The following is a 15,266-nucleotide window of genomic DNA, read 5'->3' on the forward strand; positions in this document are numbered from 1 at the left end:
TAATCGAAGATTAGCCGCGCAGCAGGCTCAGCACGCCGTTTGGCAGCGAGTTCGCTTGTGCCAGCATGGCGGTACCAGCTTGTTGCAGGATCTGGCCACGGGTCAGGCTGGCCGTTTCTGCAGCAAAGTCGGTATCGACGATGCGGCTGCGCGAGGCGGACAGGTTTTCCGTCGTCGATTGCAGGTTGCTGATCGCCGAGGAGAAGCGCGATTGCAAAGCGCCGTACTGTGCGCGTTGGCTGTTGACCGTGGACAAGGCTGCATCCGTGATCTTCAGTGCCAGCTGAGCGCCATCAAAGGTCGTCACATCCAGGGTGGACACTGCTTTCAGGGTCGAGCCCTTGTTCACGCCAGCAGCTGCACCCGACAGGCCCAAGCCAGTTGCGGTTGTTTCGCTGACCGAGAAGCTGCTGTCGCCGTCGAAGGTGACGCGGCCGTTGGCAACTGCCGATGCCGTCGACGCTGCAACTGTTTGCGGCGAAGCCAGCTTGACACCTTTTTCATCATAGGTGCCCACGCTCAATACCGTATTGGTTTGCGTGTTGGTGATCTGGATGTCTGCGCCACTTGCGTTGCTCAGTTTGATGCCGCCTTGCGAAGCATCGTACTGGGCAGTCACGCCGGTTTTGGCCGTTTGCGCATTGATTGCGTTGATGCCAGCGGCGAAGTCGGCAGCTGTACCGGCAGTGCCAGTGACGGCGAACGATACGGTGACGGCGTCCGCTGGGGCGGAGTTATCCGAATTGATCTTGAAGGAATATGCTTCCACGCCCAACGTCAGGTTGGCGTCGGTACGCGCGTCAGCCGTTACGCCGGTATTGGCAGTTTTGGCATTCACGGCGGCAGCGATCGACTTGGCCGACGAAGTGGTTGCGGTGGCAACGGTTGCGGCGCCAAACTTGCCCGAAATTGCCAGGGCACCAGCGGCGGCTTTGCTGACCGTGCCGGCTTGGACTGCGGCATTTTCCACGCGGTTGTTGCCGTAGGTGCTGGTCAGGAAGTTCGCGCCATTGGCCGAAATCAGTTGGTTGGCATCGGCGCCGACCTGGAAGTTCGCCGTACCCATCGTGCCGTCCAGCAAAGCCTGGCCGTTGAACGAGGTGGTGGTAGCGATACGGTTCAGTTCCGAATTCAGCTGGCCGACTTCGGTTTGCAGCGCTTGACGGTCGCTGGCCGAGTTGGTGGCGTTCGACGATTGCACGGCCAGTTGGCGGATGCGTTGCAGGATGTCGCCCGAGCTCGACAGTGCGCCCTCAGCCGTTTGCGCCAGCGATACGCCGTCGTTGGCGTTGCGGGTGGCTTGCGTCATGCCGTTGATTTGCGACGTCATGCGGTCGGAAATCGACAGGCCGGCGGCATCGTCTTTGGCGCTGTTAATACGCAGACCGGAGGACAGGCGTTGCAGCGAGGTGCTCAAGGCCGATTGCGAGGTCGACAGGTTGCGTTGCGAGTTCAGGGAAGCGATGTTGGTGTTAATTACTGCAGCCATTTTAATTCTCCAGACAGGTACTACATTGCGCTATGTGCTAGTCACGTTGGTCTGCCTCTATACTTTGAAGCAATCAAACCGTCGTTGTAATGTTTATCGGTGGCTGCCTGAAAAAGTTGATAGGGAAAAACATTCTTTATTTTATTTTTTCACCCTCATTTTTCCGTGCCGCGGCACGCTAGACGACAGGTGTGGGAAAAACTTGAGGGTGGAAAATTTTTTATTTTCAGTATTTTGGGCGGCTGCTTTACGTGCACAGGAGTGATGAGGGCCTTCCTCATCATTCTGCAAAGCATCTATAAGCCCCCCCCTTTCCCCTCATACTCCTCGTCTTGGCGCAAGGCGTAGCTGGTAATATTGTTACCAAATCGCACATTCCGCCTGCCGTGGCTGTCGTGGCAGCGCGATCTGGCCTAACTTCGAGCTTTTATGATAACGACTGATATGGACGCAAACAGCTCCGCCGCCGCGCCGCTGTCGCAAGAGGTAACACAGGCCATCAATGCGGCGCTGGACATGGCGCAGCAGCATTTGCGTGACAACGAGCTGGACCTAGCCGCACAACTGTTCCTGGCGGTCCTCGAACTGGCGCCGCAGGAGCCATTTGCTAATCGACAACTTGGCTTGTTGTGGATGCGGGTTGGCGACGCGGCCGCTGCCGTGCCTTGCTTTGCTGTCGTACTCGCGGCGCAACCTGATCAATCCACGAGCTGGCTCGACTATATTGAAGCGTTGATCCTGTCTGGCCAGCATGAAACGGCACAGCAAATGCTGGCGCTGGGGCGCAAGCATGGGCTCGATAGCCTGGACGCGGACCGCTTGCAACAGGCATTGCTTTTGGGCATGAATGGCATACCCGATGGGGCAGCAATGCAATCGACGCCGGCAAGGACCCCGTCCGAGTCCGATCAACAGCCGAATGCCCACATGAATGTGCTATTCGATCAGCAACGCTATGCTGAGCTGGAACGTGAGGCGCGCGCGCTGACGCGCCGCAAGGCGAATGACGGCGTGGCCTGGAAGATGCTGGGACTGGCCTTGTTGATGCAGGGGCAGCTCCGCTCCGCGTTGCCGTGCATACAAAAGGCTATCCGGCTATTGCCGCGCGATGTGGAAGTGCAGAACAATATGGGGCTGGTTCTGCAGGAATTGGGGCGGCTCGGCCCGGCGGAGCTCAGCTATCGCCGGGCGATCACCATGATGCCCGAGTTTTTCAGTGCCCATAGTAACTTGCTGATGTTGCAAAGTTACAGCGCCACGAGCGCCACAGGTCGCCACCTGGCCGAAGCCAGGCGGTACGGCAAAGCGGTGGCGTCCAGTGCCAGCAAGCCTTTCGAAAGCTGGTCTTGCCGGCGCGATGCCGCGCGCTTGCGCATCGGCATCGTCTCGGGCGACCTGCGCAAGCATCCGGTCGGATATTTCCTGGAAAGCATGCTGGCATCGCTGAACACGCGGCGAGTCGAACTGATTGCCTATCCGACCGTGATCAAGGTGGATGACTTGACGGACCGCATCGCTCCGCATTTTTCCGCCTGGCGTCCCATTGTCAACAAGACAGACGAGGAGGCCGCGAAAATGATCGAAGCTGATGGCGTGCATGTCTTGCTCGACCTGTCTGGCCATACGGCCGATAACCGGTTGCCGCTGTTTGCCTGGCGGCCCGCTCCCGTGCAGACCACCTGGCTCGGCTATTTCGCCACCACGGGCGTGCAGCAGATGGATTATCTGCTGGGCGACCGCTTTGTCGCGCCGCTGGAAGAGAGCGGCGCTTTCACGGAAACGCTGTGGCATATGCCGGACAGCTATTTGTGCTTCACTCCGCCAGACTTTGATATTTCCGTCAGCCCCTTGCCCGCCCTGGAAAACGGCTTTGTCACGTTTGCCTGCTTCAATAAACTGAACAAGATGAATGATGGCGTGGTGGCCGTGTGGGCCAGGATCTTGCATGCCGTGCCCGGTTCCCGACTGTTTCTGAGAGCGCTGCAATTGGGTGACGCAGCCGTACGCAGCCGTACTATTGCCCGGTTTTCCAGTTGTGGCATTGGCGCCGACCGCCTGCGCCTGGAGGGCGCCTTGCCGCGCGACGAACTGCTGGCCGCCTACCAGCAAGCCGACATTGTGCTCGATCCCTTCCCGTATCCGGGAGGCACGACCAGCATGGAAGCACTATGGATGGGCTTGCCCATCGTCACGCGCTGCGGCAAAAGTTTCCTGTCGCATTTAGGGGAATCGGTACTGCACAATGCGGGCTTGCCGGACTGGGTCGCCGCGGACGACGAGGAATATGTGGCCATCGCGGCCCGGAAAGCCGGAGACCTGGCGCAGCTGGCGGCCCTGCGCGCCGGCTTGCGTGCCCAGGTACTGGCCTCGCCCCTGTACGATGCGCCCCGTTTTGCGCGCCATTTCGAAGACGCCATGTGGGGCATGTGGCAGGCGCGGATGGCTGTGATTGACAACGCAGGAGAACAATGATGGCCCGTACCACCCTGATTACCGGCGGTGCCGGCTTCCTCGGTTCGCACCTGTGCGACCGCATGATCGCCGATGGCCACGATGTGTTGTGCGTGGATAATTTCTACACGGGCAGCAAGGACAATATCCGCCACCTGCTGGGCCACAAGCGCTTCGAACTGCTGCGCCACGACGTCTGGCTGCCGCTGTACGTGGAAGTGGACCGCATCTACAACCTGGCTTGCCCGGCCAGCCCCGTGCATTACCAGAATGATCCGACCTCGACCACCAAGACCTCGGTGCTGGGCGCCATCAACATGCTGGGCCTGGCCAAGCGCAAGCGCGCGCGCATCCTGCAGGCGTCCACCTCGGAAGTCTATGGCGACCCGCAAGTGCATCCGCAACGCGAGGATTACTGGGGCCACGTCAATCCGATCGGCCCGCGCGCCTGCTACGATGAGGGCAAGCGCTGCGCCGAAACCCTGTTCTTCGATTATCACCGCCAGTCGGCCGTGGATATCCGCGTCGTGCGCATCTTTAATACCTATGGCCCGCGCATGCATCCGAACGATGGCCGCGTGGTCAGCAACTTCATCGTGCAGGCGCTGCGCGGCGATCCGATCACCCTGTATGGCGATGGCCAGCAGACGCGCTCGTTCTGCTATGTCGACGACTTGATCGAAGGCATGGTGCGCATGATGAACCAGACGCAGGAAATCGGCCCCATGAACCTGGGCAATCCCGCCGAATTCACCATCCGCGAACTGGCCGAGCTGGTGCTGCGCCTGACGGAATCGAAAAGCGAACTGGTCTTCCGTCCCTTGCCGGCCGACGATCCCGTGCGCCGCCAGCCCGACATCGCCAAGGCGCGCGCCGCCCTGGAATGGGAGCCGACGGTGAGCCTGCATGATGGTTTGAAAGAAACTATTGCCTATTTCAAGAAAGTGATCTTCGCATGAAACAGCAATTGCTCCCGGCAGTGTGCCCGGTCTGTGCCCACACGGTGGCGGCAGCGTTTTTCGACGGCGGCCAGCAAGCCCTGGCTACCCTGGGCTGGCCGGCCAGTGCGGCCGAAGCGCAGGTAATGGCCGTGCAGCCACACGATTTCGTGCAGTGCCCTCAGTGCACCCACGTATGGAACCGCGCGTTTTCCTATGACGCCATTCCCTATCAAAACAATCCTAACCGCATGTTCAACAAGGGCGGTATCTGGAAAGGCCACCTGGCCGATACGCGCGACGTGCTGCTGGCCCAGTTGCCGGCTTCGCCCACGGTGATCGACATCGGTTGCGGCGAAGGCCATTTCGTGCGCGCGCTGGCCGACGCTCGCAGCGAGCAGGGGCGTTTCATCGGCTTCGATCCGAACGCCACGCCGGAAACGGGCCGTGGCGTGGAGTTTCACGCGCGCTATTTCCAGCCGCTGCAGGACGTGCCCGAATTCGCGCCCGATGCGCTGGTGATCCGCCATGTGCTGGAACACCTGACCGATCCTGCTTCGCTGGTCGAGCAGATGGCGTGGGCCGCTTCTCGCTCCGACAAACCAATCTGGCTGTTTGCCGAAGTGCCGTGCATCGACCGGGTCTTCGCCACGGGCCGCCTGGCCGATTTCTTCTATGAGCACATGTCGCATTTCACGACGGAATCGTTCCGTACCCTGATGCAGCGCGCAGGCGAGGTGGTGCAACTGGCGCATGGCTATGACGGCGAAGTGGTGTATGCGCTGGTGCGCCTGCAGATTCCGAAGGCGCTGCGCGACCAGGCGCGCCACAGCAATGCGTTTGCCGTTGCCGCCCAGCGCAGCCGCAAGACCATTGCCGCCCAGCTTGACACCCTGGCCACGGGCGGCCAGCGCGTGGCCATCTGGGGCGGTACGGGCAAGGCCGCCGCCTTCATGCACCAGTTCGGCGCCGATGCGCAGCGCTTCCCGCTGGTGGTCGATTCCGATCCCGACAAGGCCGGCACCTTCGTGCCGGGCCTGGGCCAGGAAATCGTCTACCGCGACGTGCTGAAAACAGCGCCCGTCGACGTGGTCATCATCCCCACGCAATGGCGCGCGCGCGATATCGCCGCGGAAATGGCGCGCGAGGGCATTATCGCCAAGTCCATCCTGATCGAGCACGAAGGTGGCTTGATCGATTTCTTTGCCGACGAGCATCCTTACCGCTGATGCTCCCCGCCAAGTGCCCAACTGGCGCCGGAATGCAAAAATGCCGCTCGATGAGCGGCATTTCTATTGGCGCGTACCGTGTGAAGTGGCTCAGTCCGCCACCACCACCCGGTTCTTGCCCGTCTGCTTGGCCTGGTACATGGCGCGGTCGGCGCGCTTGACCAGCTCGGCCTGGTCTTCGTTGGGCAGGCGCAGGGCCACGCCGGCGGAAAAGGTGATCAAGACCTTTTCGTTGTCGTGCAGGAAGAAATGCCGTGTCAGTTCGCGCTGCAGGCGCGTCATCGTAGACGAGGCCGCCTCGACCGTGGTTTCCGGCAGCAGGATGAGGAATTCCTCGCCGCCGAAGCGGGCGATGACGTCCATCGAGCGCAAGGTTTCCTTGACGATCTTTACCAGGTGTTTCAGCGCCGCATCGCCAGCCAGGTGGCCATACGTGTCGTTCAGGCGCTTGAAATCGTCCAGGTCCAGCATGGCGATGCACAGCGGCGTGCCGCGGCGGTCGGAGCGGGCCGTCTCGCGCTCGAACACGTCGTCCAGGCCACGGCGGTTCAGGCTGCCCGTCAGCTGGTCTTCCCGCACCAGTTCGCTCATATGCTGGAGCTTCGCTTCCAGGGTGTGGATGCGCTGTTCCGCATCCTGCACTTCCTGGCGCGCGAGCACCATCTTGTCGCGCGCGCGCAAGGCTTCGTTCTGCACCATGCGCGTTTCGCGCAAGACTTCGTCGAGAACGCTGTTCAGTTCGCTGATATTTTCCGCCTGGCTGATCTTTTCCGAATAGCCGCCGATCTTTTCATGGAAGTCGCCCGTGCTGGCCGCCACTTGCCCCAGGCGGTCGATGAAGGTCATCATCATGTTCTTGACCGTCAGCTTGACGTCGGACAGGCTGTGCTTGAGCTGGCCTTGCTTGTAGATGACTTCCTTCAGGCTGCGCGTGGCGTCTTCCAGCGCGCGCTGGTCGAGCGGGCCGGCGATCAGGTTTTGCACGGCATCGACCTGGCCGCGCAGCCAGCTGTCGTCGTCGAGCAACTGGCTGACGTTATCGAGCAGCAACTTGAACAGGCGCAGCAGCAATTCCTGCTGTTCGGCCGTGTCGCCGCTTTTCAATTCGATCTGGTAGCACAGCTGTTTCAGGCGCAGGGCAGCTTCGTTCAGCGCTTCTTCCGTGTGGGCCAGCTTGATGGCCGCGCCCAGCGATTCGGCTTCTTCCACCAGCGCGGGCGTTCCCGTCAGCAAGGTAGCGACGGCAAAGCCCAGGGTGCGGCTGAGCAATTCGCGCAGGGTGCGCGTCTGTTCGCCGTCCGGCAGGGGCGGCAATTCGATGCCACCGCCTTTCTTGACCTGTTTTTCCGCCAGTTGTGCCAGGGTGCGCGCATAGCTGTCCCAGTCGCGCGCTTTCAGGGCGCGCTGGAAGCGCCGGCCAAAGTCGCCCAGTTCGCCCGCCGATTCGCTCATCTTGGCGGCAAACTGCGTCAGGACGTTTTCCGCGCCGCTTTCCGCGCCTTTTTCTACATTGGCGCTGGCAGCGAGCACGGCTCCCGGCGCGGCAGGGCTGTCCGCCGGTTCGCTGATGCCGGCGATTTCATTGTAGATATCGCGGTAGGCGCTCGGCGTGGGGGCGATGCGGCGGGTGGCCAGGCGGCGAAACGCTTCGCGGGCGATATCGGCCGGGTTCATCGCCGCAGCGGCGACAGTACTCGTGGCGCCAGCAGGAGCGCTTGCTGGTGAAGATGGCAATTTACTGGACATGTAGGCACAGCCTTTTTAGATATTTCTCATTATCCTCATGATATGCGAGTTGGCAAAGAACTTATTGTGCGAGAAGCAAGGAGAAGTCCTGTCAATTCGCCCGATGCCAGCATGCATGCCGCTTTGCCGTCAATCCACCAGCTGGTTGCGGATGGCGTAATGTGTCAGTTCGGCACTGTTCTTGAGTTTCATCTTGACCAGCAGGCGGGCGCGGTATTCGCTGACGGTTTTCACGGACAATTTCAGCTCTTCGGCGATGGCGCCCACGGCCTTGCCCGAGGCGATCATGACCAGGGTCTGGTATTCGCGGTCCGACAGGGTATCGTGCAAGGCCGTTTCGTGGTCTTCGCCCACCGTGTTGGCCAGTTCCTGCGCCAGCGATGCGCTGATGTATTTCAAGCCCTGCGCCACCTGGCGGATGGCCGTGACCAGTTCGCGCGGCGCGCTCTGTTTCGTCAGGTAGCCGGCTGCGCCCGCCTTGAGCGAACGGATGGCGTACTGGTCCTCGCGGTGCATGGAAAGCATCAGCACGGCCAGTTCCGGCTTTTCCTTCTTGATCTGCTTGAGCACCTCGATGCCGCTGCGGTCGGGCAGGGAGATGTCGAGCAGCAACACCTGGCATTTCGAGCCGCGGAACAGTTTGATGGCGTCGTGGCCATTTTCGGCCTCGCCGGCCACGATGATGTCCTTCGTATCGGCGAGGATTTGTTTCAAGCCCTCGCGCACGATCGCGTGATCGTCGGCGATGAATACCCGGATGGTGGCTTTTTCTTTCATGACTGCGTTGTTTCCTATCTAATTCACCCACTGGCCGCTTCTGGTGGCGGCCCGCTGTGCGCGGGCGCACTGGCTGCAGCCGCTATTATCGCCTCTCGTGGCGTGGTCAGCCGGATTTTTATGCTGAGGATGGTGCCGCCGTCCGGCCCGTCCATGAGGCTCAAGGTGCCGCCCAGCGCGCTGGCGCGTTCGGCCATGCCGCGGATGCCAAACGATTGCGGCTTGGCGCGGTCGGACAGGCGCATGCCGACGCCGTTGTCGGCGATGGTCAGGCGCAGATGCTGGCGCTGCCGGGCCAGGCGCACGCTGACCTTGCTCGCCTGCGCATGCTTGGCGATATTCGTCAGCGCCTCCTGGGCGATGCGGAACAGGCTGGTCGCCTGATCCAGCTCCAGTTCGATGTGCTGGCGGTTCGATATGAACTGGCATTCGATGCCGGCCTGGCGCGCGAATTCCTTCACTTGCCAGTCCAGCGCGGCGACCAGGCCCAGGTCCAGCATGGAGGGGCGCAAGTCCAGCGAAATGCGGTGCACGGCGTCGATGCTGCGGTCGACCAGGGCATCGACATAGTCGGCCTTTTCCTGCAGCAGCGGGTCGTCCGGCGGCAGGCGGCGCGCCAGCATGGCCAGCGCCATCTTGATCGCCGTCAAATTGCCGCCCAGGTCATCGTGCAGTTCGCGCGCCAGGCGCGTGCGTTCGTGTTCCTTGACCTTGTCGATATGCGCAGTCAGCTCGGCCAGGCGGGCGCGCGACTGGCGCACTTCGATCTGTTCGAGCCGGCTTTCCGTGATATTCGTCATGATGCCTTCCCACTGCACCGTGCCGTCGGCCAGCGCGCGCGGCGTGGAGCGCAGGTTGATCCATTTGACGTCTTTCCAGGCATCGATCCAGATGCGGCCTTCCCAGTTCCAGCTCCACAAGGCGTTTTTTGAGGCCTGCATCGATTCCAGATACGAGGCGCGATCGTCGGCCAGGATCAATTGATAGAACAGTTCCGGACGCGCATGCAGCTGTGCCGGCCCCAGGCCCAGCAGGGCCTGGCAACCGTCGCTCAGGTAGGCAAAGGATGCCCGTCCATCCGTATGCAGGCAGAACTGGTACACGAGGCCAGGCGTATTCGAGACGATGGCGTTGAAGCGCGACTGCACCTGCGCCAGGGCGGCCGCCGTCGCCTGCGGCGTGTGCAAGTCTTCGCCCTCGGCCAGGAGCAGGGCGCGTCCCTGGCGGCTGGCGCGCGACAGTTGCAGGCTGAGCGAATACAGGCTGCCATCGCGGCGGCGCTGCTGTACATGCAGCCGGGCTTGCGCGCCGATGCTGTCGTCCAGGGCCGCCAGCACGGCGGCCAAGTGCTGCGCGTCAAGCTGCGGCGCCAGCGTGAACGGCGTCATCGCCAGCAATTCCTGGCGCGTGTACTGCAAGTTGTCGCAGGCGGCGTCGTTGGCATCGAGCAATTGCAAGCTGGCAGAGTCGTACAGGTAGATTTCCGGCGCCGCCGCGCGCATGGCGGGGGCCAGCTGGAGAGTGTCGTGCATGGAGTCGTCTTTCTTCATCAGCGGCGGGCGCGCCAGAAGGCGGCGAAGCGGCGCAGCACTCTGGCTGGGCGGGAATTATGCCGGCCTGGCGTGCCCTTGCGCAAGCGTTGCCACCAAGCACGGCGGGCGCGGCCCAGCGCGGCCGACAGGCGGCTGATCCTGCGCCACGGACGCGTGGCGCGCAGGCGGGCGATCCAGCGGTCCTTGGTTTCCATGAACAGGCCATGCCAGCGCGCAAACCACGGCAAGGTCAGCAGAGTGGGGCGCGTCAGGCTGTACAGGCGGGCCACGGCGGCCGCGCCACCCAGCTTGGCGATGACGATCACGCCGATGCCGGAAAACGCATGGCCGCGCGCGATCGCCAGCAGGGCCAGCAGCTTGACGGGAAACAGCAGCACGGCGGGCAGCACGAAGATGGCCAGCGCCCAGTACGGCGGCAGGCGCTTGATCCACGCTTCCAGTGCATGCAGGGGCGGAAATTGCGCCACCACCTGCATGATGCGCGCGCCGGTCGCCCACAGCCATTCCTCGATCAGCAGGAAGATGGCGGCCAGGTAGACCAGCGGCGCGAACAGCCAGCGCCTGACTCTGTAGAATTTTTTCATCCGTCTCCGTGTGCGGCGCAGGTTTGCCGCGATTGCCACGATGATACGTCAAAAAAGCCCGTCTGCCCCCGCATCCCGTGTGCCTGCGGGTCCCTGGCGGGGCTACAATAGGCAGATGAATAAAGCCTTTGTAAAAGAATCCGACAACGACGACGATGAAGAAGCGGCCGCGCTGGCGCTGGCCATTCCCGCCGGCGCCAAGAACTACATCACGCCGGCCGGTTACCAGCGCATCAAGGATGAGCTGCTGCAGCTGATCGACGTCGACCGTCCGGAAGTGGTGCGCATCGTCCATTGGGCGGCGTCGAATGGCGACCGTTCGGAAAATGGCGACTATATCTACGGCAAGCGGCGCCTGCGCGAAATCGACCGCCGCATCCGCTTCCTGACGAAACGCATGGACCTGGCCGCCATCGTCGACCCCAGCGTGCACCATGGCAACGACCAGGTGTTTTTCGGCGCCACGGTAAGCTACCGCACCAGCGACGGCGAAACGCACACGATCACCATCGTCGGCATCGATGAATTCGACCCCCTGAACGGCAAGATCAGCTGGATCTCGCCCATGGCCCGCACCATCACCAAGGCGCGCGAAGGCGACGTGATCACCCTCACCACGCCGCTGGGCGAGCAGGAACTGGAGTTGCTGGAAGTGACGTATCCGGCGCCGGGGGAGGGGTAGTTTGCGGTGGCGCAGAGTGTCTGATGCGCGTACAGGCACACTGATCATTTAGTCGGTATCAGGAGTTGCCATGCCCCGCCGCCTTCGGCTCGTCTTGCCCGGCGTTCCGCTGCATGTGATGCAGCGTGGAGTGAATCGCCAAGCATGCTTTCTTGATGGGCAGGATGATCTGCTGTCTCCGCATTCCTTGTATTGGATGCTTGGACATGACGCGTCTGAACGGCAAAAAACATACCAATCGTTATTTCAGGATGCATTAGGCGAGCGTTGTCTCGGGCAACTGCGTGAAGCAATCAATGCCGAATTTGCGGTAGGAGATCAGGCGTTTTTACGACGAGTTACGGAAAGTATCGGGTAGCCTGCAGCGGAAAATTGGGGTCAGACCCGGCGGGTCTGACCCCGGCTCTTTGCCGCGTGCATCAGTTACGTTCGCGCAGGATGCGGTTGACCCCGGCGACGCGGCGCACATTGCGCAGCAGGGCGGCCAGGTGGACCCTGTCCTTGACTTGCACGGTGAAGCGCAGCTGGTCGAGGACGTTGTCCTTGTCTTCGTCCATGCCGACATAGATGATGTTGGCGTCGGACTCGCCGATTTCGGCGGCCACGCGGGCGAGGATGCCCCGTTCGCTGTTGATCAGCACCTTGATGCGGCAGTCGAAGCGACGGTTCAGTTCGGTTCCCCAGCGCACGGCGATCCAGCGGTCCGGTTCCTTGGCGCGCTGGCGCTTCGCTTGCGAGCAGTCGCTCGTGTGTACCAGCAGCCCCTGGTCGCGGCGCAGCTGGCCGATGATCTGGTCGCCCGGGATCGGCAGGCAGCATGGCGCCAGCTGTACCGAAACGCCTTCGCTGCCGCAGATGGTGACGGGGTCGAGCTCGCTGCCGCTATTGTGTTCCACCGGCATGCTGGCCGCTTCGCCGCCGATCAGGCCGAAGATATGGCGCGCCACCAGGGTGGCCATGCGCTTGCCGATGCCGATGTCCGCGTACAGCTCGTCCATGGAATTGGCGCTCGATTCGTTGAGCAGGCGTTCGATCAATGGCGCCGGCAGGTCGGCGTCGATGTTCAGGGTGTGCAGCGCCTGCGACAGCAATTGCTGGCCGAGGGCGATCGATTCGGGCAGGTTGATCGTGCGCAAATGGTGGCGGATGGCCGAACGGGCCTTGCCTGTACGCACGAATGACAGCCAGGTCGGGCTGGGGCGCGACGAGGAATCGGTGATGATCTCGACAATGTCGCCATTGTGCAGCTCGGTGCGCAGGGGCGAGGTTTCGTTGTTGATCTTGACGGCCACGGTCTGGTCGCCGATGCCCGTATGGATCGAGTAGGCGAAGTCGATGGCCGTGGCGCCGCGCGGCAGGGCGATGATCTTCGACTTCGGCGTAAATACGTAGACGGAATCGGGGAACAGGTCGACCTTGACGTGTTCGAGGAATTCGGCCGAGTCGCCCGTCTGCTGCTGGATGTCGAGCAAGGATTGCAGCCACGCATGGGTGCGCTGCTGCAGATCGGACGGGTTCGATTCGCCGCTCTTGTACAGCCAATGCGCCGCTACGCCGGATTCGGCCGTGCGGTGCATTTCCTGGGTGCGGATCTGGAATTCGACGGGCGTGCCGTAGGGGCCGATGACGGTCGTGTGCAGCGACTGGTAGCCGTTCAGCTTGCGAATCGCGATGTAATCCTTGAACTTGCCCGGCATGGGCTTGTACAGGCTGTGCAGGGTGCCCAGGGTCACGTAACAGTCGGCAAAGCTGCCGACCACCACGCGGAAGCCGTACACGTCCAGCACTTGCGAGAACGACAAATGCTTGCTGCGCATCTTCTTATAGATGTCGTACAGGGTCTTTTCGCGGCCCGTGACGTCGGCATCGAGCTCGGCCATGGACAAGGTGCTTTTCACCGCTTCCATGATCTTGTTGACCACTTCGCGCCGGTTGCCGCGCGCCGCCTTGACGGCTTTCGCCAGGGTGCGGTAGCGCATCGGGTACAGGTGCGAGAACGACAGGTCCTGCAGCTCGTGGTAAATATTGTTCAGGCCGAGGCGATGCGCGATCGGCACGTACACTTCCATGGTCTCGCTGGCGATGCGGCGCTTTTTTGCCGCCGTCATGAAATCCAGCGTGCGCATATTGTGCAGGCGGTCGGCCAGCTTGATGAGGATCACGCGCACGTCGGACGCCATGGCCAGCAGCATCTTGCGGAAGTTTTCCGCCTGTGCTTCGATCTGGCTCTGGAATTCGATCTTTTCCAGCTTCGACAGGCCGTCGACCAGGTGCGCCACGGGTGCGCCGAAGCGCTCGATCAATTCATCCTTCTTGACGTCCTGGTCTTCCATCACGTCATGCAGCAGGGCGGCCATGATGGCTTGCGCGTCGAGCTTCCAGTCGGCGCAGATTTCGGCGACGGCGATCGGATGCGAGATATACGGCTCGCCCGAGCGGCGCATCTGGCCCAGGTGCATTTCGTCGGAGAAGCGGTAGGCTTCCTTGACTTTTTTCAGGTCGGCAGGGGAAAGGTATTCGGCCAGCTTGTCGGCCAGGTGGCTAACGGAGGCCACGCCCAAGGCGGGCGCTGGCGGTGCTGCGGGGGTGTTGCTGCCGGACGTGCCGGTGCCGGGCGCGGAAGCGCCCTGCGATTTTGCCGCCTGGCGCGAGGCCAGGGACGGCAGTGCTGCGGAAGTCGTGTCGGCTGGGGTCAGACTCATAAAACGTCGCGTTGCTTCACAGTGTGAATAAAGGATACGGTAGAACCAGGGGTCAGCACTGTTCCGGCACGCGGCTTCCCACTACATCGGGACCTTTTTCAGCATTTCGATGCCGACTTTACCGGCAGCGATTTCACGCAGTGCGACAACGGTAGGCTTGTCCTTGGCTTCCACCTTTGGGGTGTGGCCTTGCAACAACTGACGTGCGCGATAAGTCGCAGCCAGGGTCAGCTGGAAACGGTTAGGGATCTGCTTCAGGCAATCTTCGATTGTGATACGGGCCATAGTAACTCCTAAATTTTATGCGTGGTGCGGGGCGCTGTGTGAACTGGCGTGCAGACTAATTACTCTGCGTGCAGGCCCAGCTGGGCGAATAGCGATGCGTTGCGGGCCGCTTGTTGCGCAAACCGGCAACGGGCCGCTCTCACGATCGCGCTCAGTTCGGACAAAGCGACCGTAAACTCTTCATTGATAATAACATACTCGAACTCGGGAGCGTGTGCGATTTCGCCGCCAGCCGCCAGCAGGCGGCGCGTGATCACGTGTGGCTCGTCCTGGCCGCGCTTGTTCAAGCGTTCTTCCAGGGCATCGATCGATGGCGGCAGGATGAAAATGCCGGCCGCGCGGGGGAATTGCTTGCGCACCTGGCGCGCGCCTTGCCAGTCGATTTCCAGCAGGATGTCGGTGCCGGCGGCCATTTGCTGTTCCACCATGATGCGCGAGGTGCCGTAGTAATTGCCATGGACTTCCGCCCATTCCAGGAATTCGCCCTGGTCGGCGCGCGCGACAAAGTCTTCCGCCGTCGTGAAATAGTACTCGCGGCCGTGCTGCTCGCCCGGACGGGGGGCGCGCGTGGTGGTCGAGATCGACAATTTGATGCCGGGCTCTTGCGCCAGCAATGCATTGACCAGTGTCGATTTGCCGGCGCCCGATGGCGCGGCGACCACGAACAGGCTGCCGGAGAAGGCGGTAGGGTGGCTCATGCGGATCTTTCCATATGCGTGTGATGGCGGCGTTTGCGCTTGCACGGGCGCCGCCCAATCCGGTATTTTACCAAGAGGCAAGGCGGCGGGCCAGCCCCCGCTGGCGACATGGTAAAAAATCAAGCTGGCCGG

The 15,266-nt window shown here is 61.9% G+C and carries 13 protein-coding genes; 5 read left to right on the forward strand and 8 right to left on the reverse strand.

Annotation, left to right across the window (positions count from 1 at the left end):
- Window positions 1-10 precede the first annotated feature (10 nt).
- Entirely contained in the window at window positions 11-1,489 is a 1,479-nt protein-coding gene (locus IGS58_RS04895) for a flagellin N-terminal helical domain-containing protein (RefSeq protein ID WP_070259346.1), read from the reverse strand.
- Between the two features lie 444 nt (window positions 1,490-1,933).
- Here IGS58_RS04895 and IGS58_RS04900 point away from each other — a divergent pair, with 444 nt between their 5' ends.
- Genes IGS58_RS04900 through IGS58_RS04910 form a run of 3 tightly spaced genes read left to right on the forward strand, consistent with a single transcriptional unit; the run spans window position 1,934 to window position 6,107 of the window.
- Window positions 1,934-3,961, forward strand: a complete 2,028-nt coding sequence (locus IGS58_RS04900; protein ID WP_070259344.1) for a tetratricopeptide repeat protein — start codon at window positions 1,934-1,936, stop codon at window positions 3,959-3,961.
- Window positions 3,958-4,899 carry a UDP-glucuronic acid decarboxylase family protein gene (locus tag IGS58_RS04905; RefSeq protein WP_046685913.1) on the forward strand — a complete coding sequence of 314 codons (942 nt, stop codon included), beginning with the start codon at window positions 3,958-3,960 and terminating at the stop codon, window positions 4,897-4,899. The genes IGS58_RS04900 and IGS58_RS04905 overlap by 4 nt, the downstream gene beginning before the upstream one ends.
- Window positions 4,896-6,107: a class I SAM-dependent methyltransferase gene (locus IGS58_RS04910; RefSeq protein ID WP_230520777.1), complete on the forward strand. Its 1,212-nt coding sequence runs from the start codon at window positions 4,896-4,898 to the stop codon at window positions 6,105-6,107. The genes IGS58_RS04905 and IGS58_RS04910 overlap by 4 nt, the downstream gene beginning before the upstream one ends.
- A gap of 90 nt (window positions 6,108-6,197) precedes the next feature.
- On the opposite strand, the gene IGS58_RS04915 is transcribed toward IGS58_RS04910, so the two are convergent.
- From IGS58_RS04915 to IGS58_RS04930, 4 genes are all read right to left on the reverse strand, one after another.
- Window positions 6,198-7,781: a diguanylate cyclase gene (locus tag IGS58_RS04915; RefSeq protein WP_070259341.1), complete on the reverse strand. Its 1,584-nt coding sequence runs from the start codon at window positions 7,779-7,781 to the stop codon at window positions 6,198-6,200.
- A 201-nt stretch (window positions 7,782-7,982) separates the two neighbouring features.
- Window positions 7,983-8,630, reverse strand: coding sequence for a response regulator (locus IGS58_RS04920; protein ID WP_034753998.1), 648 nt, complete (start codon window positions 8,628-8,630; stop codon window positions 7,983-7,985).
- Between the two features lie 23 nt (window positions 8,631-8,653).
- Window positions 8,654-10,162: a sensor histidine kinase gene (locus tag IGS58_RS04925; RefSeq protein ID WP_230520778.1), complete on the reverse strand. Its 1,509-nt coding sequence runs from the start codon at window positions 10,160-10,162 to the stop codon at window positions 8,654-8,656.
- A gap of 17 nt (window positions 10,163-10,179) precedes the next feature.
- The gene (locus tag IGS58_RS04930) at window positions 10,180-10,767 is read right to left on the reverse strand and encodes a hypothetical protein (protein ID WP_230520779.1); all 588 of its coding nucleotides are present in this window, start codon (window positions 10,765-10,767) and stop codon (window positions 10,180-10,182) included.
- Window positions 10,768-10,882: 115 nt separating this feature from the next.
- On the opposite strand from IGS58_RS04930, the gene greB reads away from it, so the two are divergent.
- Window positions 10,883-11,449 (forward strand): transcription elongation factor GreB, encoded by a 567-nt coding sequence (gene greB, locus IGS58_RS04935; RefSeq protein WP_230520780.1) that lies wholly within the window; start codon window positions 10,883-10,885, stop codon window positions 11,447-11,449.
- Window positions 11,450-11,519: 70 nt separating this feature from the next.
- Window positions 11,520-11,807 (forward strand): hypothetical protein, encoded by a 288-nt coding sequence (locus tag IGS58_RS04940; protein ID WP_230520781.1) that lies wholly within the window; start codon window positions 11,520-11,522, stop codon window positions 11,805-11,807.
- Between the two features lie 61 nt (window positions 11,808-11,868).
- Here IGS58_RS04940 and IGS58_RS04945 read toward each other — a convergent pair whose 3' ends face one another.
- The 3 genes from IGS58_RS04945 to gmk all read right to left on the reverse strand — a co-directional run bounded on the left by IGS58_RS04945 (window position 11,869) and on the right by gmk (window position 15,134).
- Window positions 11,869-14,151 (reverse strand): RelA/SpoT family protein, encoded by a 2,283-nt coding sequence (locus IGS58_RS04945; RefSeq protein ID WP_211547753.1) that lies wholly within the window; start codon window positions 14,149-14,151, stop codon window positions 11,869-11,871.
- Between the two features lie 81 nt (window positions 14,152-14,232).
- Window positions 14,233-14,436, reverse strand: coding sequence for a DNA-directed RNA polymerase subunit omega (gene rpoZ, locus IGS58_RS04950; RefSeq protein WP_010400723.1), 204 nt, complete (start codon window positions 14,434-14,436; stop codon window positions 14,233-14,235).
- Window positions 14,437-14,495: 59 nt separating this feature from the next.
- Window positions 14,496-15,134, reverse strand: coding sequence for a guanylate kinase (gene gmk, locus IGS58_RS04955; protein ID WP_080753685.1), 639 nt, complete (start codon window positions 15,132-15,134; stop codon window positions 14,496-14,498).
- Between the last annotated feature and the right edge of the window lie 132 nt (window positions 15,135-15,266).

The sequence above is a fragment of the Janthinobacterium sp. EB271-G4-7A genome, from assembly GCF_020858075.1.
GTDB lineage: Bacteria > Pseudomonadota > Gammaproteobacteria > Burkholderiales > Burkholderiaceae_D > Janthinobacterium > Janthinobacterium lividum.